Annotated in this window: 13 protein-coding genes; 4 read left to right on the top strand and 9 right to left on the bottom strand. The window is 68.8% G+C overall.

From position 1 onward, the window contains the following. The first annotated feature begins 405 nt into the window (after positions 1–405). Entirely contained in the window at positions 406–1,101 is a 696-nt protein-coding gene (locus N801_RS16090) for a GAF and ANTAR domain-containing protein (RefSeq protein WP_052113213.1), read from the top strand. Between the two features lie 220 nt (positions 1,102–1,321). Here N801_RS16090 and N801_RS16085 read toward each other — a convergent pair whose 3' ends face one another. The 3 genes from N801_RS16085 to N801_RS22010 all read right to left on the bottom strand — a co-directional run bounded on the left by N801_RS16085 (position 1,322) and on the right by N801_RS22010 (position 3,649). After that, positions 1,322–2,758 (bottom strand): hypothetical protein, encoded by a 1,437-nt coding sequence (locus N801_RS16085; protein WP_156996815.1) that lies wholly within the window; start codon positions 2,756–2,758, stop codon positions 1,322–1,324. A gap of 35 nt (positions 2,759–2,793) precedes the next feature. Continuing rightward, on the bottom strand, positions 2,794–3,162 hold the full coding sequence (locus N801_RS16080) for a hypothetical protein (protein WP_035940008.1): 369 nt from the start codon (positions 3,160–3,162) through the stop codon (positions 2,794–2,796). Positions 3,163–3,382: 220 nt separating this feature from the next. Further along, positions 3,383–3,649 (bottom strand): helix-turn-helix domain-containing protein, encoded by a 267-nt coding sequence (locus N801_RS22010; protein WP_084109124.1) that lies wholly within the window; start codon positions 3,647–3,649, stop codon positions 3,383–3,385. Positions 3,650–4,234: 585 nt separating this feature from the next. Between N801_RS22010 and mobF the strand changes: the two genes are divergently transcribed. Continuing rightward, positions 4,235–9,781: a MobF family relaxase gene (mobF, locus tag N801_RS16075; protein WP_245618483.1), complete on the top strand. Its 5,547-nt coding sequence runs from the start codon at positions 4,235–4,237 to the stop codon at positions 9,779–9,781. Between the two features lie 141 nt (positions 9,782–9,922). Here the strand turns inward: mobF and N801_RS16070 are convergent, their stop codons facing one another. From N801_RS16070 to N801_RS16050, 5 genes are all read right to left on the bottom strand, one after another. Next, positions 9,923–10,258 (bottom strand): histone-like nucleoid-structuring protein Lsr2, encoded by a 336-nt coding sequence (locus tag N801_RS16070; RefSeq protein ID WP_035940005.1) that lies wholly within the window; start codon positions 10,256–10,258, stop codon positions 9,923–9,925. Between the two features lie 378 nt (positions 10,259–10,636). Then, complete coding sequence (locus N801_RS19940) at positions 10,637–16,120, bottom strand: S8 family serine peptidase (RefSeq protein WP_052113211.1); 5,484 nt, start codon at positions 16,118–16,120, stop codon at positions 10,637–10,639. A 14-nt stretch (positions 16,121–16,134) separates the two neighbouring features. Next, entirely contained in the window at positions 16,135–16,944 is an 810-nt protein-coding gene (locus N801_RS16060) for an Ig-like domain-containing protein (RefSeq protein WP_035940003.1), read from the bottom strand. Positions 16,945–16,969: 25 nt separating this feature from the next. Then, positions 16,970–17,407, bottom strand: coding sequence for a hypothetical protein (locus tag N801_RS16055; RefSeq protein ID WP_035940001.1), 438 nt, complete (start codon positions 17,405–17,407; stop codon positions 16,970–16,972). After that, complete coding sequence (locus N801_RS16050) at positions 17,407–18,327, bottom strand: NADH-quinone oxidoreductase subunit E (protein WP_035939995.1); 921 nt, start codon at positions 18,325–18,327, stop codon at positions 17,407–17,409. The genes N801_RS16055 and N801_RS16050 overlap by 1 nt, the downstream gene beginning before the upstream one ends. Before the next feature lie 217 nt (positions 18,328–18,544). Between N801_RS16050 and N801_RS16045 the strand changes: the two genes are divergently transcribed. Together N801_RS16045 and N801_RS16040 are read left to right on the top strand one after the other, a co-directional pair. Next, on the top strand, positions 18,545–18,784 hold the full coding sequence (locus tag N801_RS16045) for a hypothetical protein (protein WP_035939993.1): 240 nt from the start codon (positions 18,545–18,547) through the stop codon (positions 18,782–18,784). A 219-nt stretch (positions 18,785–19,003) separates the two neighbouring features. Next, positions 19,004–19,741, top strand: coding sequence for an AfsR/SARP family transcriptional regulator (locus tag N801_RS16040; protein ID WP_169744284.1), 738 nt, complete (start codon positions 19,004–19,006; stop codon positions 19,739–19,741). A 346-nt stretch (positions 19,742–20,087) separates the two neighbouring features. Here the strand turns inward: N801_RS16040 and N801_RS16035 are convergent, their stop codons facing one another. Beyond that, positions 20,088–20,987: a pYEATS domain-containing protein gene (locus tag N801_RS16035; RefSeq protein ID WP_035939990.1), complete on the bottom strand. Its 900-nt coding sequence runs from the start codon at positions 20,985–20,987 to the stop codon at positions 20,088–20,090. Positions 20,988–21,209 lie beyond the last annotated feature (222 nt).

Genomic DNA, 21,209 nt, shown 5'->3' with positions numbered 1-21,209 from the left:
ACGGGGTCCCTTTTCAGCCGACGTTGACACCAACCCCACACCCGACACCCAACACGCGGCAGAACCACCCCGCGAAGCCGCACCCATACGTCACAACAACCTCGGAACCCTCGACCCGCCAAGAGCCTGGTGGCAGTCCGGAGCCGGCCCGCCAGCCTTCCACGGCCTCGCGGAGCCGCCCTCGAGAGGCGCCGGTGCGGGCGATTGTCGGCGACCCACGCCCAGTGACGCCATGGCTTCGACGGGTGGGGTCGCTTCACCCAACTCGAGGTCGGGCAGCCGCCTTTCGCAAATTGGCCACGGGCAATGGCCGAGATCCGCACACTGTTGTGAGAGGCGCCGGAGGTGGTCGCCAGGAGGTCGGGTGACGCAGCGCATGAACAGGACCGGTCGTTGTCTCGCGGCGTGATCCACCAGCTCAGCGAGCTCCTCCTCGCCATGTCCGGCGACGGAACTCCTGTCGCACCGGCGTTGATCGTCAATGCCGCTGCGTCCGCCGTCCCACACTGTCGGCATGCCGGCCTGACGCTCCTTCGGGCCGAACGAGGCCCCACCACCTTGGCGGCCTCGGACGGCTTGGCCGAGAAGGTCGATGCCCTTCAATACGAGCTAGGCGAAGGCCCCTGCCTCGACGCGGCCACCGGTCCGGCAGTGCTGCTGTCCGACGACCTCGGGCTTGACGACCGGTGGCCGAATTTCGGACGGCAGTGCGTGGGGACAATCGGAATGCGGAGCATGCTCAGCCTCCGACTCCCCATCGGCGGGGCAGACCACGCTGCGATCAGCTATTACGCCAGCGACGAAGCTGCCTTCACCGAGGATGACATCATCGTCGCGTCGGTCCTCGTCCCGCTCGCCGCCTTGTCAGTCGAGGCGGACCTTCGCGAGGCTGACTGCCGAAACCTCACCAACGCGCTGCAGTCCAGCCGCCAGATCTCGATTGCTGTCGGCATACTCATGACAACGCAAAGACTGCCGGAAGTCGAGGCCTTCGAGGCGCTTCGAGTAGCGAGCATGCACCTGAACACAAAACTCCGCGTCGTCGCCGAGGAGGTAACACTGACCGGCGAATTGCCGTCGAAGCACGTCGGCCGCCCATAGGAGCGGCGTCATATCCGGCAGATTCCTGTAGTGAGCGACGACAACCCCAACGTCCTACCGACGTCCGCCGTCGCAAAGGCGACACCTCCCGCGACGACGATGCATGACCGAAGGCCCCAGCGCGTTGAGCCTCCAAGGCGGGTACGTACGCGAGGGCGAACGACAACCAGACCGCACGATGCAGATTTGCCACGTTTGTCAGACCGCCATCAGCCAAACTTCACCTCCGCGAGTACTGGGCAGCTCGCTGCAGGGCGGGTTGCCTTTGGTGCAGCTCCGGGCCCACTGACCTTGTCCTGTGTGACGGGTCGGGCAATGGCCTGCGCGATGGCGTCGTCGCGGCTATGGCTGCCGCCGCCAAAAGGCTTGACCTGGCATCCACTGTGTGGATGTTGTGACTAATGGCTTCCCGGATCGGTGCGGGCGGTGGGATGTCGCGACCCGCGGTGACGTCAGCCGGGTCGAGCCAGGATTGCTGCGGACTGGCCGAGACACCGGATCCAGGAACGCCGGCGAGCCGGGTGAGGAGCTGCTGCGCACCGCGAGCGCTGACGCGGGTTCCATCGTGCAACGCTGCGTCGAGCAGCAACGCGGACTTGTGGTGCGGTGCCACCAGGGCGCCAGCCAGGGTTCGCGCGGTGGCAGCCACATCGATGCGCGCGGCGATCGTGGCCGGTTCAGCCACCGACGTGCCGTCCAGTACCAGCTCGGTGAGAGCGTGGACGAGCTCGGCACCCGCCGAGCGCAACTGAACGGTCGCGGCGCGGTGCCGGTTCGCGGTCAGGTCGCGAAGGGTCGAGTGCAAGAAGCCCCACGCCGATTCGGCTGCCGTCAGCTGTGGTTCGAGCTGCGTCGAGTCGAGATGCGTGTCAGCAATGTCAAACATCGAGGCAGCGTTGAGGACGACACGAGTGACAGCCAAGAGGGAGGTCTGAACACGGGTCAATTCGACCAGTGTGGCCATCGACGGTGACCTGGCCATCGCGCGGTGAGCCGCGACGTCCCAGTGGACAATGGCGGTGCTCAGCCGGTCCGCTACTGGAGACTCCCGGTGCTCGCCTCCGAGGGCCTCGGGGAAGTATCGGTAGACCTCGGCGCCGGCCACCTGTTCGAACGCGTCCAAGCGGCTCAGGGCGACGCTCAACGCGCTCGCCTGTGCGCGCCGCTGCCGTGCACTGACCGCGTCGGGGCGGGCCTTCATCTCTCTTGCCTGAAGGGCGCCGGACATGGAGCGCACCGCGACGGTGAGCGCGTGAGAACCGACGTACAGAGTGTGCAGGATCCGGGTTCGGGCGGCGTCGGCGTCAGCCACGAGCACGGGAGCCGGGGTGTCAGCGGTTCGCAGGTACCGGCGCACCAGGTCGTGAGCGCGCAGCAGGTTCTCCGCCACATTCTGGAGCTCGTCATCAGCAGGGCCAGGCCCGGGCCAGGGACGTCGCCGTAACTGGGCGTCCATGGCGGTTGCCATCAGGTGCAGTCGCTCCCCCACCAGGTCCGCAGCCTCTTCGCCCGGCCGGACCACGCGCTGCGCCGTCGGCAGGGCACCGAGCAGTTCGTGGGCGGCCTGCACGACTTCCGGCCACGAGCGGACCATGGCCGCCGCCTCAAGCGCGTCGGGGTTCGCGAGCATGCCCCGGGTGGCCAGGTCGCAGTCCACCAAGAGCTCCCCAACGCTGCGTCGGTCCGGGACCCTCACGTCGTGACGGCCTCGGTTAGGTCGATCAGCCATCGCACCGATGCGGCGATCGACTCCGGCAAGGGGCCTTCTGCCGTTTTCTCTAAGGCTTCGCGTGCGGCCGTCGCCGATGCCACCAAGCCTCCAGCTTCGACGAAAGGACCATCGAAGGCACTGTCGGTCATCAGATCCCGCACTTCGCCGGCCAAGTGCTCGGCGTGGCACGAGATGACGTGCAGCCGGACATCGCGGGAGGTCTGGGTCGCCCGGGACGCGTCGTCACCAAGGGCGACCAGGGCGCTCACGAGGTCGCCGAGGACCGTATCCCGCTCAGCGCCGCGCACCAAGAAGCGGGCGGGTGTGCCGGTGCTGGGCTGTGTGCTCATGTCTTCCCTACGCCAGTGAGTCAGCTGTTGCGGGCCACGCCGGGTGATACCGGCGCCTTGGCGATCGACACCCTGAACCAACAGTGGCGCGGAAGGACAGGGTCAGTTCGAATCTTGTGGATCGACGCCGCGCACCAACGCCCCGAGGAATGAAGAACGGATGGGAGGGAGGCGGGCGTCGCTACGTGGCACAGACGCATGGCGACACCCGGGCCGGTACTCAGTGGTGTCGCGGACTCCCGGATGGCGCAGCAAGTGGGGGCGCACCCGGCCCACGACGCCTCACTCCGGCTTGGTCAAGCGCCCGCCGGACTGCCGCCTGCGTGCGATCGGTGAGCTCCGCGAGTTCGCGCAGCGAGCGGCCCGCCGCGTACTCACGACTCACATATTCGAGCAGCACACGACGTTGCTCCGGTGTCTGCCGGATGATGTTCGTCCCCCGAAACTGAGGCAACGGCTCGAGGACAGGACGTCCGGGGTATGCCATCCCGCCACGGTAGCGAGCACGACGCGTCGGCACCGGCGCAGAGCACGGAGACACATCACGCCAACCCGACTCATCGCCCTCCACTCCGCTCCAGCCCGATGCCGACTCGGGTGCCAACCGCCCCGGCCAGGCTGCCTCCGTCAGGCTGACCGAACCACCACACCCAGCGGAGCGCCTCAGCCGAGATCAGCCCTCCCATGTCGTTTGGCGCCGCGGGCTGCCCGCACCGCTCCCGCGTTGTGGCCGACCCCAGCCCAACCACTCTTTCTCCATGTCACGTGGGACCCGCGATGGCGTTCACCACACCACGGGGCGAAGCCGTGGGGCCACCGACCCCGAGGCAACTCGAGGTCCACGTGACATCCATTCGCCCCAGCCGCGACGACTTCCCCCGGCCCGCCCTCGCCACACCTCGGCTCGACGGAGCACATGCTCCCCGCGAAAGTTCCTCCTCCATCGACTCGGACTCCCGTGGCCGTCAGCGTGAAAACGTCGTCGACTGCACACCTCATGCATTCCGGGTCGTAGGGCCTGGGGACGAGATGGCCCCCGGCTGGTTCCCCGGTGGCGTAGGGATGCATGACGATGGGCGTCCACAAGCTCACCGCCGGGACCGGGTACACGTACCTGACCCGGCAGGTCGCGACGCACGACCGCGCCGGTGGACCGCGGACCTCGCTGGCGTCGTACTACACCGAGCGCGGTGAGACCCCGGGCCGATGGGTCGGCGCCGGGGTGGCCGGAATCGACGGCCTGGCAGTCGGGGACGAGGTCACCGCGGAGCAGATGCAGGCCCTGTTCGGCGCCGGGTTGCACCCGTTGGCCCAACAGCGTTCGGAGCGCCTCGAGGGCCCGGACCTGACCGAGGCCGACCACCGTGCGGTGACCCGGCTCGGGGCGCCGTTCAAGGTGTACGGGGGCGAGGTCCCCGCGTTCCAGGTCGAGGTCGCCCGGCGGATCGAGGACCACGCCGCCGCTCTGGGTCACCCCCGCGACTACCCCGTGCCCGCTCAGGACCGGGCACGGATCCGCACCGAGGTCGCGACCGAGCTCTTCCGGGAGCAGCACGGCCGTGACCCGGCCGATGCCCGTGAGCTGTCTGGGGCCATCGCCACGCTGTCCCGGCCGCGCACCACGGCGGTGGCCGGGTACGACCTGACCTTCTCCCCCGTCAAGTCGGTGAGCACCCTGTGGGCGATCGCCCCACCGGCGGTCGCCGCGCAGGTCGAGCTGGCCCACCACGACGCCGTCGCCGACGCCCTGCGCTTCCTCGAGAAGCACGCTCTGTTCGCCCTGGAGGGCGCCAACGGGGTCCGTCAGGTCGACGTCACCGGTCTGGTCGCCGCCGCGTTCACCCACCGCGACTCCCGCGCCGGGGACCCCGACCTGCACACCCATATCGCGGTCGCGAACAAGGTCCAGACCCGGACAGGGAAGTGGTTGTCCATCGACGGACGGATCCTGTTCAAGGCCAACGTCACCGCGTCCGAGACGTACAACACCTCCCTCGAGGCGCACCTGCGCACCCGCCTCGGACTGCGGTTCGAACCTGGCGATTCCGGCACCACGGCTGACCGGGACAAGCGTCCGGTCCGCGAGGTCGTCGGGGTCGACCCGCGCCTCACCAACCGCTGGTCCACCCGCCGCACGAGCATCGAGACGCGCCGCAGCGAGCTGGCGGCCACGTTCCAGACCGACCACGGCCGGCCGCCGACGGCAGTGGAGGCGATCCAGCTCGCCCAGCAGGCGACCCTGGAGACCCGTGATGCCAAGCACGACCCCCGCACGGTGGCCGAGCAACGACAGGTGTGGCGAAAGCAGGCCGAGGAGGTCCTCGGGGGCCCGAGCGGTGTCGCCGCGATGCTCGGGAACATGCTGACACCGGGGCGGACCACTGAGCACGTGAGCGTCGATGAGGCGTGGGTCCGGGCCACGGCGTTGCAGGTCCGGGACGAGGTGCAGGCCCGCCGCGCGACCTGGCAGGTCTGGCACCTCCGGGCCGAGGCGGAGCGTCAGGTCCGCACCGCGGCCCTGCCCGCCGAGCACGTCGAGGCCGTCGTCGACATCGTCACCGACCACGCCCTCACCGTCTGCTCGGTGCGGCTGACACCAACCGGCGACGGCGTGCCCGAGCCGTCCATGCTGCGCCGCGCCGACGGGTCCAGTGTCTACGGGGTCGCCGGGTCAGCCCTGTTCACCAGCAGGGAGGTCCTCGCCGCCGAGACTTCCCTCGTCAAGACTGCAGGCATTCGCGACCGGCACCGCGCGAGCCTCGAGGCGCTGTCAGTCACCCTGCTCGAGCTCGCTGCCAACGGGACGACCCTCAACGCCGGGCAGTCCGTCCTCGTGCGCGACATGGCAACCTCCGGGGCGCGGCTCCAGCTCGCCATCGCCCCGGCGGGTGCCGGGAAGACCACCGCCATGCGCGCTCTTGCCGGGGCGTGGACCGAGGACGGCGGCACCGTGATCGGACTCGCCCCGTCCGCCGCCGCGGCGTCCGTCCTGCGGGAGCACCTCGACGCCACCACCGACACCCTCGCCAAGCTCATCTGGTCCCTCGACCACGACGACCTTCCTGACTGGGCACGCGCCGTCGGGCCGCGCACCCTGGTCGTCATCGACGAGGCCGGGATGGCCGACACGCTCACCCTCGACGCCGCCGTCCGCTTCGTCACCGCCCGCGGTGGGCAGGTTCGCCTCGTCGGGGACACCCAGCAGCTCGCCGCGATCGGGGCGGGCGGGGTCCTGCGCGACATCGCCACCACACACGGTGCGCTACACCTGTCCGAGCTGATGCGCTTCACCGACCCCGCAGAGGGCGCTGCGTCGTTGGCCCTGCGCGACGGCCGGCCCGAGTCGCTCGGGTTCTACCTCGACCACGGTCGGATCCACGTCGGCGACCTCAGCACGGCAGCCCGGGACGCGTTCACGGCGTGGGCAACAGACCGCGCCAACCACCGCGACACGATCATGCTCGCCCCGACCCGTGAGCTCGTCGCCGAGCTCAACCAGCGTGCGCAGGCCCATCGCCGGATGGAGTCCCCTGGCGGTGGCGGACACGACGCGGGCGCGCGGCTGGCCGACGGAACCACCGCCTACGTCGGTGACACCGTGCTCACGCGCACCAACAACCGCCGGCTCAGGCTGAGCACGCACGACTGGGCCAAGAACGGCGACCGGTGGACCGTGCGGGCCGTCTCCCCCGACGGGGCCCTCACGGTCGAGCACAGGCGCACCCGGCGGCAACTGACCCTGCCTCCCGGGTACGTCGCCGCCTCCGTCGAGCTCGGGTACGCCACCACCACCCACGCTGCCCAAGGCATCTCCGTCGACACCATGCACGGGCTTGCGACCGGGAGCGAGACCCGACAGCAGCTCTACACGATGCTCACCCGCGGAGCTGAAGCGAATCACCTCTACCTGCAGGTCGCCGGCGACGGGGACCCGCACGCGGTCATGCGCCCGGACCACCTCCACCCGATGACCGCTACCGAGATGCTCGAGGGCATCCTCGCCCGTGACGGCGTCTCGACGTCGGCGACCAGCACGCAACGCGAGCACGCCTCTGCCGCAGCACGGCTCGGAGCCGCCACAGCCCGGTACGTCGACGCCCTCCACGTCGCGGCCGAGCACCACCTCGGACCAGAAGTGGTCGCCGCAATCGATACGGGGGCCGACCAGGTCGTTCCCGGCATTGGCGAGGACCCCTCTTGGCCCATCCTGCGCGCCCACCTCGTCCTGCTCGCCACCACCGGTGGCGACCCCCTCGTCGCACTCCGGTGCGCGGCGTCCTCACGCGAGCTGGACACGGCCAGCGACCAGGCCGCGGTCCTGGACTGGCGCCTCGACGACATCGACCCGCGCCGCAGCGGCACTGGCCCCCTTCGCTGGCTGCCCGAGATCCCTCTGCCTCTGCGCGCGGACGAGCGCTGGGGCCCCTACCTCGCCGCCCGGTCGGACCTCGTCAGCGCCGTCACCGCCGAGGTGCGCGAGGCTGCGGCCACTACCCGCGTTGACGCCCCCGCATGGTCGAGTGCCTCCCACCTTGCGCCTGACCCGGACCTCCTCGCCGACCTGGCCGTGTGGCGCGCCGCGACCGGCGTCCCGGACAGCGACCAGCGCCCGACCGGACCCCAGCGCTTCGGCAGAAGGAATGCCTTGTGGCAGCAAGGCCTCGAGCACCGCCTCGGGGCCACCCACAACCCGGCCCTGGCCGCATGGGTCAACCGACTCCACATCCTCGCCCCGGCCAGTCGCGGCGACGTCTTCACCCCCCAGCTTGCCGCCCGGCTCGCCGCGATCGCACGCTCCGGCGTCGACACCCGCGCCCTGCTCGACACCGCCCTGGCCGCCCCACTCCCGGACGACCACGCCGGATCCGCGCTCTGGTGGCGCATCAGCCGTCATCTCGTGCCGGCCGTCGCGAACCGGGTAGACGAGGACGCCCTCGCGCCCACCCCCCTCTGGGCGGCCCGGCTGCCCCACACGCTCGGCGAGCAGCGTGCCGCAGCGGTGCAGTCCAGCCCGTGGTGGCCTGCCCTCATCGCCGTCACCGACCATGCCCTCGCGCGCGGCGCAGACCTCGACGACCTGCTGTCCATCGCCGAGGACGCCCACGACGCGGCCGACATCGACCCCTGCGGAGCCCTCGTGTGGCGGATCAGCCTGCTGACCGACCCCACGCCTCCCGACCCGGACACGGGCGCTCCCCCACCGGAGGGACAGGAGGACGAGCTGGAGTGGATTCCTCCGACCATGCCCGTCGGCGACGTCCCGCACGCCAGGCACCATAACGCTGGCATATCCGCCGCGGGTCCCAATGCGCTGGACGACCTTCACGCGACGCTGACCGCAGCAGCCCTGACCCGCACCAGCATGGGGGTTCTCGAGCCCTCGCCGGTGGACGTCGAGGCGATGGTCGCGCACGCCGCCGAGTGGGACGACGCCCCTTTCAGCCCGGATCGTGCCACCCATCTCCATGAGCTCGCGCGGGACTACTACGCGCGCCTCCTCGACGCCGGCTGGGCCGGGCCCTATTTGCGCGACCGGCTCCGCGCCGACCACGCCCCGACGGGTTCCGGATATGCCCCGCCCGGCTGGACCCACCTCGTCACGCATCTACGAGCCCACGACGTCCCCGACGCCGAGATGCTCGCCGCCGGGCTGGCCACCCGCGCCCGCACCGGCACGCTCGTCGACCGGTTCCGGGACCGCCTCGTCCTACCCATCACCGTCGACGGGGAGGTCGTCGGGTTCGTCGGACGCCGCCACCCGCACGCCGGTGACGAGCACGGACCGAGGTACCTCAACACCCCCACCACCGTCCTGTTCCGCAAGGGTGAGGTGCTCTACGGGGCCGACCACCCACACCTCGACACCGGCGCCATTCCCGTTCTCGTCGAGGGCGCCCTTGACGCTCTCGCCGTGACGACCGCCTGTGCCGGTCGGTTTGTCGGCGTCGCCCCGTTGGGTACTTCGCTGACCCAGTCCCAAGCTCGACTTCTCTCGACCCGGCATCCGTCGCCGATCGTCGCGATGGACGCCGACCCGGCGGGCCGAGTTGCCGCCGAGCGTGCCTACTGGCTCCTCGCCCAGCACGCCGCGTCACCACGCCATGCCGCACTCCCCGCTGCCACCGATCCGGCCGCTCTCCTTCACCACCACGGACCGACCCACCTCGGGAGGATCCTTGAGGCGGCAAGCCCGTTGGCCGAGGAGCTGATGGATCGACGCCTCCGAGGGCCGCGCCGGTCCACCGTTCTGATGGAGGTGGCGGCCGTGATCGCTGCTGATACCCCCGATGTGTGGATGGCCCGCGCCCGAGCTGTGACCAGTCGCCTCGGGGCCGACTCTGCAGCAGTGTTGGCCACCCTGCGTGACGTTGCCACGGCCTGGAATCGTGACCCGGCGTGCGAGGCGCAGGCGCAGCTGTTGCGGATGTCGCGGTCCCTCACCGCGCCGCCATCAAGCAGGACCGGTCCTGCTGACCCGGAGGCCCAAGACGCGTCGCGACACGAAACGGCCTTCGCGTGGACATGGACAGCACATCACCGAGGCGGCATCGGCTCTAGCCCCGTTGATGCGGAAAGACGGACCGCCGGATCAGTTCAGGCATATGGAACTGGTCGATGAGATCTCCCAGCGTGCCGGGCGACCAAAGCGGAGGGTCGGTGTCGATTCCATGCGGCGCGAGGCTGCTGGGTCGTCGGTGGCCCTCGGTTGAGGCACTCCGTCCGTGCCGTGGCCACCGGAGGCGGCGCGCAACGCCTTGGGTTACTGGGCGGCGTCGTACGCCTTCAGCACCTCTGCGCTGATTCGGCCGCGGTCGCTCACGGGATGGCCATTCTTCCTGGCCCATTCGCGCACCGCCCCGTGATCCGTGCGTGGCTTGCGCCGGGAAGCGCTGCGAGCTGTCTTCGCGCGTCCTTGGGACGTGCCTTGCTCGGTGGCCTTGACGATGTAGGGCTTGAGCGCCTTCTCAAGTGCTGCGCGGTTCTTGGGGCTGAGGTCGATCACCCAGGTTCGGCCGTCGAGACTGAACGAAACTTCCTTCGCATTGTTCGATCCGTCGAGGTCATCGGTGATCGTCACCGTCGTCTGCTTCGCCATAACGGGAATGATCCTGCCAACCGGACGAGAATGCCAGGAACGTGGCTCGCCAGAGATGAAGTGAGGTGCCGCGCGCCCCTGCAACTCTGTGCGATCTGTCGGCACGAAGAGCGACAGTGACGTGGACACGACGTTCGACTGGCAGAGCTATGTCTGGGCACTTCATGAAACACAAAGTGCCCGAATGCGTACCCGGGAAGCCGGCCAGCCATCTCGAGACGCACACCAGGCCTCTCCAGGAGGCGGCTGGGGAGCGCGCCGGGCCTGGGAAGCCGTGACCACAGGCAGGTCACACGTCGCATTCCGTGCCGCGGCGGGGGCCGGGCGCCACGGATGCTCATGGCGACGGGGACCCTACTTCGGCCATGCCACGCGGAGTCATCCAGCTGGTTTGCCGACGGCCCTCTCCACCGCGCCTATGCCCTCTTCGCGCAAGTGCCGGACGAAGTCCCTGAAGGCGTTCTGAATGCCGTAGACCCGTATGCCCAGTGGTGCCTCGATGGGCTCCTTGAGCTCGCTGGCCATGTCGAGCAGTTCCTGGGCGATGGTGGTTCGGACGGCTTCGTCGACTGCCGCACGAGTCTGTGGGCCGAGTTGTCCCCAGCGCCATTCCAGCTCTGCTCGGGTGCCGTCAGCCCGGCTGTACGAGGGGTTGGCGCCCGGGACACGGCTCTCGCGGGGAACGTACGCCCGGGCGGCGAAGCCCTGGGTCCCGAGGGCCGTACGGATCGCGTCCGCCTTCTGCGCCAACGAGACAGTGCCGCTGCCAAGCCGGCGGCCGGCGCCTCGTACCCGTTCGAGGTCACGCAGTGACGCAATGACCCCGGCGGTCGCCATGGCCTTGGTCTCGGGTCCATAGGGAATGCGTCCAAGGTGGCCGTCCCCGACCGCCCGCCAGGCGTACCCGCCCAAGACCGCGCGGCCGTCCGGGCCAACATCCGATACGACATTCAGGCCCTTGTTGTCCCGGTCATGGAGCGCCAACGCGACGATGTCGCCCAGCGAGAAGGAGCTCACCGCCTCCCCACCCAGGACTCTGATGCGATCTCGCATGGTCGACTTCGTCACCCACCCCATCCACCACAACAGGGGCGGAAGCTGATGACGGGCGTCGAGTCGTTCGAAGAGGTATTGGGCCATGTACGCGACGAAGGCGTCCGAGGGCCCGGGCTGGTGCCGTGCATACCAGTCGCGGATGTCGCGCCGGGGCGTGCGCACGTGGCCTGCGGCGAACATGTCGGTGAGAAAGTGGGCGGCGAAGGCATCCTTGGTCAGGGCGCGGCGCCACAGCTTGTCGTCGGAGGTCTGCCCTGACTCGAGAGCATCGGCCAGCGCTTGACCGTGCCAGCCGGCGTACGTCTGCCACGCCGTGCCACCGGCCGCGAAGTGGGAGAGGTTGCGACTTGCGAGCAGGTGATACCGATCCACGACCCGATCCGCGGTCTTGGCGTCGACGCTGGGTTCGGGGATCCCCTTCTTCTTGAGCGCGAGGCAGTGCCACCTCGCCCACTCCAGCTCTTCTCGGCCGCCAGAGGTTCGTCCGAGGTCGCGCATCTGCTCGTACGTCTCGTAGTAGTCGCCGGCCAGGCTCACAACATCGCCGAAACTCAGGGCCCGAGGCGGGTTGCCGAAGGGAATGCTGGACGACTCCCGACCGGAGCCGGTGTCGCCGATGTCCTTGTGCTCGGAGCCGGCGAACTCGGCGGAGTCGAGGACGCGACCCTCCATCTCCTCAGCACCGGAGAGTGCGGGGGGGCCGCCTGCCTCCTCTGTCACGATATCGGCCAGCTTCTCCCGCTCGAACTCGTCGTCCCAGATGGGGGTGAGGTCCTGCTCGGTGGTTGTGCCGTTGTCCCGGACACCATCCCAATGAGCCGGTCCGTCGGAATCCTCCGGTTGGTCGCCCGCCGGCCCGTCGGTCAGGTCGTCGGCTAGCTCGTCGACGGTCTCGGTCGCTGCTGGGTTGCGCTGGTCCTTGCGCGGAGCGTAGAGGTCACCGAGCGACCGGTGGTACGGCAGCAGGCAGTGCCCGATGAGGAGTCGTCGCAGCGATCGTTCCTGCTGATCGGTGGTCTTCAGGGTGCGGGCGTGGGCGAGCCCGTCCTCCAGTGTCCGGATGACGCTGCGGATGGTCTCCAACTGCTCGGTGACCGCATCCCGCTCCGCGTCGTCCTTGGTGGTGGGGTTGGTCAAGGAGTCGAGGGCCCTCAACCGCGACTCGAGCCGCGGGACACCTTCCCGGTAGGCCTCGAGCTCATACAACGTGGTCCTCTCGTAGGTGTTGGGCCGCCCCCGGTCGAGGAACTGGCGGATGTGCACTGCTTCGTGGCGCAGCACCGTCTCGAGGGTGACCGCATTCTTGTGCGCGGTGCTCGCCACATAGATGCTCTTCGGGGAGTTGGTCCACGCGTCATAGCTGAGCTCTCGGACCGCCTCGGACGGCACGGTCTCGTATTCGGCGATGCGTACCCCACTCAGCAGCTTGTCCTTGCCGTAGGCCGTGTTCCACCAGGTCTGGGCTCGCTTGACGAGGTCCTGCGGTGCGTCCTCGGTGTCGTCCGGCACCTCCCCGGAACCGTCGACTTCTTCGCTGGGGCGCGGCTTGGCGTCGGGGCCCCATACTTCGGCGGTCCTCGCGGGTAGGGAGAAACCGAGGGCGAGGTCGGTGTCTGACAGAGAACCCGCCTTGGGCACGTACCACCGCCATGACGGTCCGGGCTTTCCTGCGACGGTGCTCAACCCGAATGCGGCCCCGCGCAGGTGCACCTTGCTCTCGCGCGCCACGTCGTCCTGTCCCGTGCTGAAGTCCTTGCCGTAGTGGCCACCCTCGAGGAAGCTCAGGACGTTGGCGAGCACCCAACCCCGGTACCCGGGCACCGGCCGCAGGGTGGCGTCGGTCATCTGCCGCTCGAGGTCCATGATGCGGTCCGCCATCAGCCCCCGGTACACGACACCTCCGACTCCACTGCGGTCTTCTCCGTCTTCGCCCTCACCCTGACGACCGCCGCGTCCTCGTGTGGCGGCCAGGGAACCACCGCTCGAGAGGGCGCTCATGGTGGCCGTGACGAAGAAGTGGTACCAGTCCCCCGGATCCTGCGTGCCGAACTCCCTGTCCGAGAAGAGCAAATAGAAGATCGAGACGACGTCTCGCCCCTTCCCCCCGTGGTAGTACCTCAGTCGGCCAGCCCGGTGGATCACCGCAGCGGTGTAGGTCTTCTGGCCGTCCGAGTATTCGCCTTCCGTACCGGTCGCCCGCCACGTGATGGCTGCCCCCTCCCGGACGAATGCCTTCGCGACGTTGTGACACAGCAAGGCCGCAACACCGGGGTTCCCCGCAGTCTCCACCGCCAACGCGAAGAAGCGCGTCGTCGTGAGCGGGCTGGCCCCACCCCGCCAGTTGGCCAGCACCCGATCGCGCAGGCTCCGCCCCATGGACAACAAGGGCACGCGGGTCAGGAACCGCTTCGTGTATTCCGCTGGTACGCGTGAGTCGTTCTCGTACTGGCTGAGGAAGACGGCGAGCTGTACCGGGTCAACCGCGCCCACCTGAAGCCGACTTCGCAGTCCGGGGCGCACCTCCGCGTCCCGGATGGTCCGCCACTCCCGCGCTGTCGCGCTTCCCGCCCGAAGGACCACCCCGGTCAGTGAGGGGTGGCGGGCGTAGAACAGCGCGTTGGTGATCTGGTTCTCGGAAAGCCCCTGCTGGACGAGCCTGTCGAGGTCGGCATCGTCCTCGGCATCGACCGCCGAGTCGTCCGACGCCGGGTTGGCCGGTGCAACAGTGGTGTCGTGGGGGGGGCGCGGCCTGAGGATGAGCTGGTCGAAACCGAGTCGCCCTTTGCTGGCCAGTTCCCGCAGGCTGGTGTCGTCCAGGTTGACACAGCGGCCGCCAGCCCGGCGTCCCAAGGTCATTTCCAGCAGAAGGTCCCCCGTTTTGGCGTCGCGGGGCGCACTCTGCCCGGGTCGAGCAATCACGTCATACCTGCGCGTGATCGTCAGCGAGATCGGTCCGGAGGGACGATAGACGAGCTCACGGAGGGCCACCGCGGGCTCGTGGGTCAAAATGGGGTCGGTGGGCATGGTCAGTCCTTCTGTTGTCACGGCCTGATCCGCTACTCGCATCAGGCGGCCGACGGCCTTGGTGAGTCGGAGGGTGTCCAGGTAGCCGTGTCCGAGCCTGGGCTCAGGCCATGTCGAGGGCTCTGTCTGGCATGTGGCGAGGACAACCGCCCTGAGCCGGCGCGCCGTCATTCGGTCCCCGGCCAGCTCGAGGCACAGTGCCACGCTGCCGGTGACGTGCGGCGCGGCCATGCTCGTCCCGGACTTCCGCACGAGGAGTCCCTCATTGCGGTCTGACAGTGCGGGTGCGGAGCGCGCGGCTAGCACGTTCACGCCGGGCGCCACCAGGTCGGGTTTCGGTCGGCCATCGCGGGTGGGACCGACACTGCTGAACCGTCCGGGGCGGCGAAGAGGCCCCTGGGCGCCGTAGGCCCCGACGATCAGCGGCAGGTGGCCGTTGGCGATTGTGCCAGTGGTGGCGGTGCGGTCGCTGTCGTCAACCGCGAAGCGGGTCTGGCACCTTCGGCAGGCGTCGTCCCGCTCGAGCCAGGCGTCAAAGCGTCCACACGTGACCCTCCCGGCTTCCACGGTGACCGTCCACATTCCGCTCGGGGCGGTGGGGTCGAGAAACGCGTCAACGTGGTTGTCGCCATTGTTCGGATCGGCCGCCCGGTGATAGATCCGTCCGACGACGCGTCGGCCCGCCCTGAGCTCCGCGCGGTGACCCGGGGCGACGGGTCCGGTGACCGTCCCGTCGGGGGCCTCGACCCGGATGGCGAACGCGTCCCGGTGATCGGACCAGATCTCCAGCTCATTCGCGGTGACATCGGCGGGGTGGGTGCGGAAGCGAAACGACTGGGACTCCCCCGTCGAAAGGATGCCGGAGGCGTGCGTTCGCGAGCGGTAGTAGTTGCCTGCGCTCTGGACGATGAAGCGGCCCGGAGCGCCGTCGAGGAGCTCGTCGAAGGCGAGCTCGGTGAGGGTCGTCCCGTCGTGCGGACCACCATGCCGACCGACGCTGAGGTTGGCCACCCAAGGCCTGGGACCTGCGGTGCGGGAGATGAAGTCCACGGCCTCGAGCAGGCGAACGGAGTCCCCGAGATTGGCGAGCCCTCCTGTATCCCGGTCGGCCAGGTGCACGAAGACCAAATCAGCTCGGGGAGCCAGCCCGACCGGTCCGCCGCCTGCTCCGTTACCCGCGGCGATGTCGAGGACATGCGTGCCGTGGCTGCCGTTTCCGCGGTCGGCGATCGCCGGGTGGTAGCCCAGCCGGCGCAAGGGGAACGGGTCCGCAAGTGCCCGGTCGATGTCAACTGCGTCGTGCACCGCACCGTATCCGTACGGTGCCAAGCGGGGGCCCACCGCGGCGTCTCGTTGGTCCCACAGAGAGAGGATCCTCGTCCCGCCACCCTGCCCCGGTGGGTGCCGGAAGCTGGCACAGGTGGGGTCGATCCCCCAGTCGACTGCCGACACCACGACACCGGCGCCGGTGGGGACCAGTCGCGGGTCGCGGCGGGTGTCATGGAGTCGCTCTGCTGGTCGGGTGCCGCTCATGCGACCCGCAGGCCCTGTCTCGTAGGTCGGGCTGAGCCGTCGGGCGGCCTTGAGACTGACGACGTCCGGATGAGACCGGACGGAGAGCACGTCGCCCGCTCGGACCCGGCAGGTGGCGATCGTCCCGAAGCGGGCGACAACGCGCACTTCCGGGGGGTCGACGTCCGGATGGGCGAACCGGATGATCGCCTCCAGCTCCCGGTCGGTGTCGACATCCTCCCGGAGCAGCTCCCACAGCGCCGGGTCCACTTTCGACGCCGCAGCTATTGGGTCACGGTGACATCAAAGAACTCGCTGATGCCCCCCTCGCCGGTGACCAGCACTTTGGTCTTTCCGGCTTGCGTTGCGGTGAACTTGCCAGAGTTCCGGTCGTCGACCTTCAGGATTGTCGGGTCGGCGCTGTCGAAGGTAACGGTCACGTCCGTCTTGGCACCCCGCCGGCTCAGTGCTGTGGCCGAGAACGTGCCGGATACTTGGTTGCCACCGTTCAGACTGATGATGCGGGGCTGGACGGTCACTCGATCCACGCGCTCGTCGCGGTTGCGCAGCTTGTCCGCCGCCACGATGCCGACGACAACCGCGCCGCCGATGACCCGAGGGTCGAGCAGGACGCCCTCCAGACCGGGTCGTCTGCGCTCCGGGGAGAGCAGCATCAGAGGGGCGATCCGCGCGCCCGCCCTCACGAAGTCGTGCGCCTTGAGCTCGTCACCGAAGGAGTCGAACGCCTGATCCACCGCGACGCTGGCCAAGGTCGCATACGTCGCCCGGGTCGCCCGACGGTTGGACCTCTCGATGGCCCGACGCAAGGAGTCCTCACCGACCTTGGTCTCCAGGTCCAGGCTGCGAATCGCCGCCACCGTCTGTCGGGGTGTCGTCGGACCGGTCACGGCTGCCGAGGGACGACGAACGCGCGCTGCCCCCATCCGGCGACGCGCCAGCGCGATGCGGCGCGCCCTTGCTCGTCGAATGGCATCCGACCGTGCATCCTCCGCGTCGTCGGTCTCGCTGTCGAAGTCGTCTTCACTGTCATCCCATGCGTCCGACTCGAGGTCAGCCGCCCACGTTTCACTCATGAGTTTCTCCCTGTCTGTCTCGATCTCAACTTGCGTTGCCCTTGGTCCCTGGGTCGTGGCCGTCGGCGAGTCCGGCGTCGGCGAGTCGCGCAACCGCGGGACCCACGAACACCTGGAACAGCTCGACGTCCGGCTGGACCCACCCCGGTTCGCCCTTGCCCTTGCAGACCACGCAGTCGTCTTGAAGGCCCCAGCAGTCACAGGCGCCGAGTGCTGAGGCCAGCAGGACATTCGAGTCGGTGAGCGCGTCCAACGAGTGCGGGACGAAGCGGGGCGCCAGGACGACCGGCGGTGCCCCGGCGTCCTCCTCAGGGTCCATCGCGGCGCTACCACCAGAACGGCCCGCCGAGGTGACGCCCCATCGGCTAACGAACTGGTCGAGCAGCCGTTCGGCAAAGCCTGCAGGATCCGGCAGCACCCGCTGGAGAAGGGCGGACACGTCGTCCAACTCGGTGGCACCCATCAGAGGTCCGCCCCGCTCTCGAGGGCGTCGGCAAGCTCGAGGTTGTCGGCATCGACCAGGCTCTCGTAGATCGAGTGGTCATCAGCCCACTCGTCGTCGACTACCGCCTCGTCGGATGCACCACCGAGATACATGAGCTCGTCCGCGTCCGCAGCCGCTCGCCCGAAGACCTGGCTCAACATACCGAGCAACTGAGCGTTGGGGATGCCTCCGACCTGGTCGCGGCCGAACTGGCCGAGTGCGGTGGCGAGCAGGCCCTGCAGCACCTGAGGGTGCTGCGTCAGCACCAGCCCTTGCGCTGCGGCTGTCGACCCCGCGGTTACCGGTGCGCTGACGGAGGCGGGGCTGGCGATCGGGTGGGCGCCTGGCGCGGCAGAAGCCATCGGGCCGGTCGGCGTGATGCCGGCGGCGGTCGATGGCGGCGCCTTGGATGCGGGAACCCCTCGAGGGGCTGGCGCCGCAAGTGCGCCGGCGGCCACGGTACCGAGCTGGGAGCCCAGCGCCGTCCCGACGGGTCCCCCGATCACCGTTCCCAGCGCGCCACCCGCAACCGGCAGCGCCGTCTTCGCGATGGCGGTCACGGTCGGGTCGGACAACGCTTGGCCGGCACTGCGTCCGATCTGGTTCAGGGCACGGCCAAAGTTGATGCCCTCGGCGGCACTCATCGAATCCAGCACGCCGAACAGGGCCAGTTCCATATCCTCGTCACCGACCTCAGTGAAGTCCTCGCGCATGGCCTGTCGGAGCGCGTCGGCGAGATGCCGCAGCTCGACGCGGTCCTGGCCGTCGGAATCGGATGCTTCATCCACGGAGTCGGCCTCATCGGTCCACTCGGCCCCGTCCTGGTCGGTACCCCACTCTTCGGCGCCGTCCGCGTCCAGGGCCTCCGCGAGATCTGCATAGAAGTCGCTCATCGTCATCGCAGCTCACCTCCACTGGGCACGGTAGGGCGCCGTCGTCACCGACGCGTCACCGTGAACGTCCCTGCGGATGGACCAACCCGAGCACCACCAGCGGGAGACACCGCGAGGGGCAACGGTGTGGTGACGCTGCCCGCCCAGACTGAACCGGACAGAAGAAGGGATGGCGTGCGGTGCTCCTCCACCCAGGACACAGGGACCGCCGGCCAGCAGGCCGATGATGACCGGCGACGATGAGCGCGTCTCCGGCGACACCACGAGCGACCCGGGCCCGACGCCCATCGGATTGTGCGTTGTGCGGTCCGAGCCGATGAACCGATCGCGGCTCTACTCCATCACGGTGACGCTGGATGTTGTCGACCCCTCGCGTACCCGACACCACCGCACGTCCAGCGCCGAAGAGGTGCTGCGGATCGTCGGGGCCTTTCTGAAGGAGTCGTCACAGGTAGTCCAGTGACCTCGTTTGGGTACTTCATACCGTGGTCACGCCGGCAGGTAGGTCGTGACGGTGCGGTGACGCCGGAGCTCTAGGCTGCTCCGCAGCGCAGATCGAGGAATACAGATGAACACTCCCCGAACCACAAGTGCAACAGTTGACACTCGCGGACCGCAGGGCCACGGAGGGTGGGTGCGGCAGGGCCGGCGCCGACTCTGCCTGCTTGCTGGTCCATACGTCGTGCACGACCATGTCCGGCTTTCGGTGCCCGAGGGGAGCAAGAGGCTTCTCGTCTTCGTTGCGCTCCGTGACGGTCACGTCGACCGCAGACAAACGGCGGGAACGTTGTGGCCACTCGGCGACGACGAGCGGGCCGCCGGCAACTTGCGGTCCGCATTGTGGCGCCTCAAGTCGGCCGGGATCGACGACCTCAGGTCTGACAAGTGGGACCTGTGGTTGGATCCCACGGCGGAGCTCGACTTGCGCGAAGTCGAGGACTGGGCTGCCCGGCTCATACGTGGACCTCAGGGCCATCAGGATCTGCACCTGCCCGATTGGGGTGAGGACGCTTTGGACCTACTGCCGGGTTGGTACGACGAGTGGATCATCTTCGAGCGTGAACGGTTGCGCCAACGAGTGCTTCACGCCCTCGACTCCCTCAGCACACACCTCACCAAAGCGGGTCGTTTCGCCGAGGCAATCGATGCGGCCCTGCTCGCCGTTCGGGTGGAACCCTTGCGAGAAAGCGCGCAGCGGACGCTCATCCAGGCACATCTCGCCGAGGGAAACCGCGGCGAGGCTCGAAGGGCGTTCGAGGAGTACCGGGGGCTGATCGACAGGGAGCTCGGTGAGGACCCCCTGCCAGAGCTGGCCGCGTTGGTCGCCGCCGGAAGCAGTCAGCGAAGGCCATCCCGTGCCCTCCCCCCTGCGAGCAGCGAGAACCGCGTTCAACCGCGCCATCCCACCCCCTCCGAGTAGTTTCGAACCGCTGTGGCTCGCCATCTGGGTGGCACATGGACCCACGGTGCCCTGCCAGGCGAAAGCGACGTCAGTTAATGCTGGGCATCCATGATGCGGCAGTAGACGACATCCCCGTGTCACGGGAGGGAACTGCCGGGGATGGGAGGCACGGGGCGCGCCAGCGCCGGCCCGGTTCCGACCAGCGGACTTCGAGACAGTAGCAAGTCACCGCCTCCCGGCACGCATGGCATCTCGTCGTAACGGCGCGCGCCCGTAGTCGCCCTCATCGATCAATTGAGGCTCACCGGCAAGAACCTGCGCGCCCGCGGTGGCGTCGAGCATGTCCCCCGCTGATGACCGGACATCAGGTTGTGGGGACCAAGCTGCCCATGTCGAAGTCGCAGTAGTGGTCTAGGAGAATCCGGCTCCCATCGGTGAACTCGACCTCACAGAGGGCCAAGAAGGGCCCATACGCTTGCGTTACGATCCCAAGCCGCCCGTCGGACCCCGGAAGCCCCGGGATGACTCGATTTCCCCACGCGCGGCCGAGGAAGAATGACGCTGCCCGGACCTGCATCGGCGGCGGCATCCCCTTCTGTGGATGCGGGGTGACCCGGATTGCAACGGAGTACTTCTGGCCGGCCGTGGTTGCCGGACTGAGAGCGTGGGTCAGGAAGTACCCACCTTGGCTGACCTTGCGCGCCGACTGATAGTCCCGCAGGAGCTCCGGATTGACCTCGGACAGGCGCGGTGTCGCCTTTGTGATCGCGATCGGGGCGTGCTGGCCTCGTTCACCCAGCCCTTGGACCACCGTGACCGCGATCGGAACTTCTACCGGCAGGATCAGCTCAGCCGGGCGGGGATCTTCGCCCCCAGCGGGCGCTTCCTCAGGGAGTTCGTCGGGCTTGAGCTCCGTCCCCCCAGCAGCAAGGCCCGCCGTCTCCTGCGCCGCCTTGAACTCCGCCCCGGCGGCCTTCACCTCGGTGAAGCGGACACCTAGTAGTGCTATCAGCGCGGCCGCCGCCCCCAGACCCGCCACGACGGCGGCAAAGTTCGTGAGGTCGCTGTCCACGCTGACAATGCAGCCAGCCGCAGCATTCCGGCATTGGGCCAGGGCAACCTGACGGCTCGGCGGAGACCCCAGGAGGAACAGGGCGATGCCGAGAAGGACGAGACCGACGACTGCGGCGCCAAGCCGCTCCAGCCGCGTGAGACGGTTCTTTTTGGCGTCCTTCCCGACCGGTTCCGCGACGAGCCACGACACCCATCTGGCACGACGCCTTCCGCTCTTCCCTGCAGCGTTAGCCACGACACGGCCTCCCACTCAGACGGTGCGACTCCTGCGGCCCACGAAGCGAAGGACCACTGGGGCTCTCGATAAACGTTCTCACGGGGCGATGGCCGGGTGCAGCGCATCGGGCTCACCGCGGAAATGGAGGCCCAGGTCAGTACAAGTAGCGGCTGCTAGACGATTGCCGGTAGGGCC

It is taken from the genome of Knoellia aerolata DSM 18566 (assembly GCF_000768695.1).
GTDB classification, from domain to species: Bacteria; Actinomycetota; Actinomycetes; order Actinomycetales; family Dermatophilaceae; genus Knoellia; species Knoellia aerolata.
This window is presented reverse-complemented; position numbering and strand designations above follow the sequence as displayed.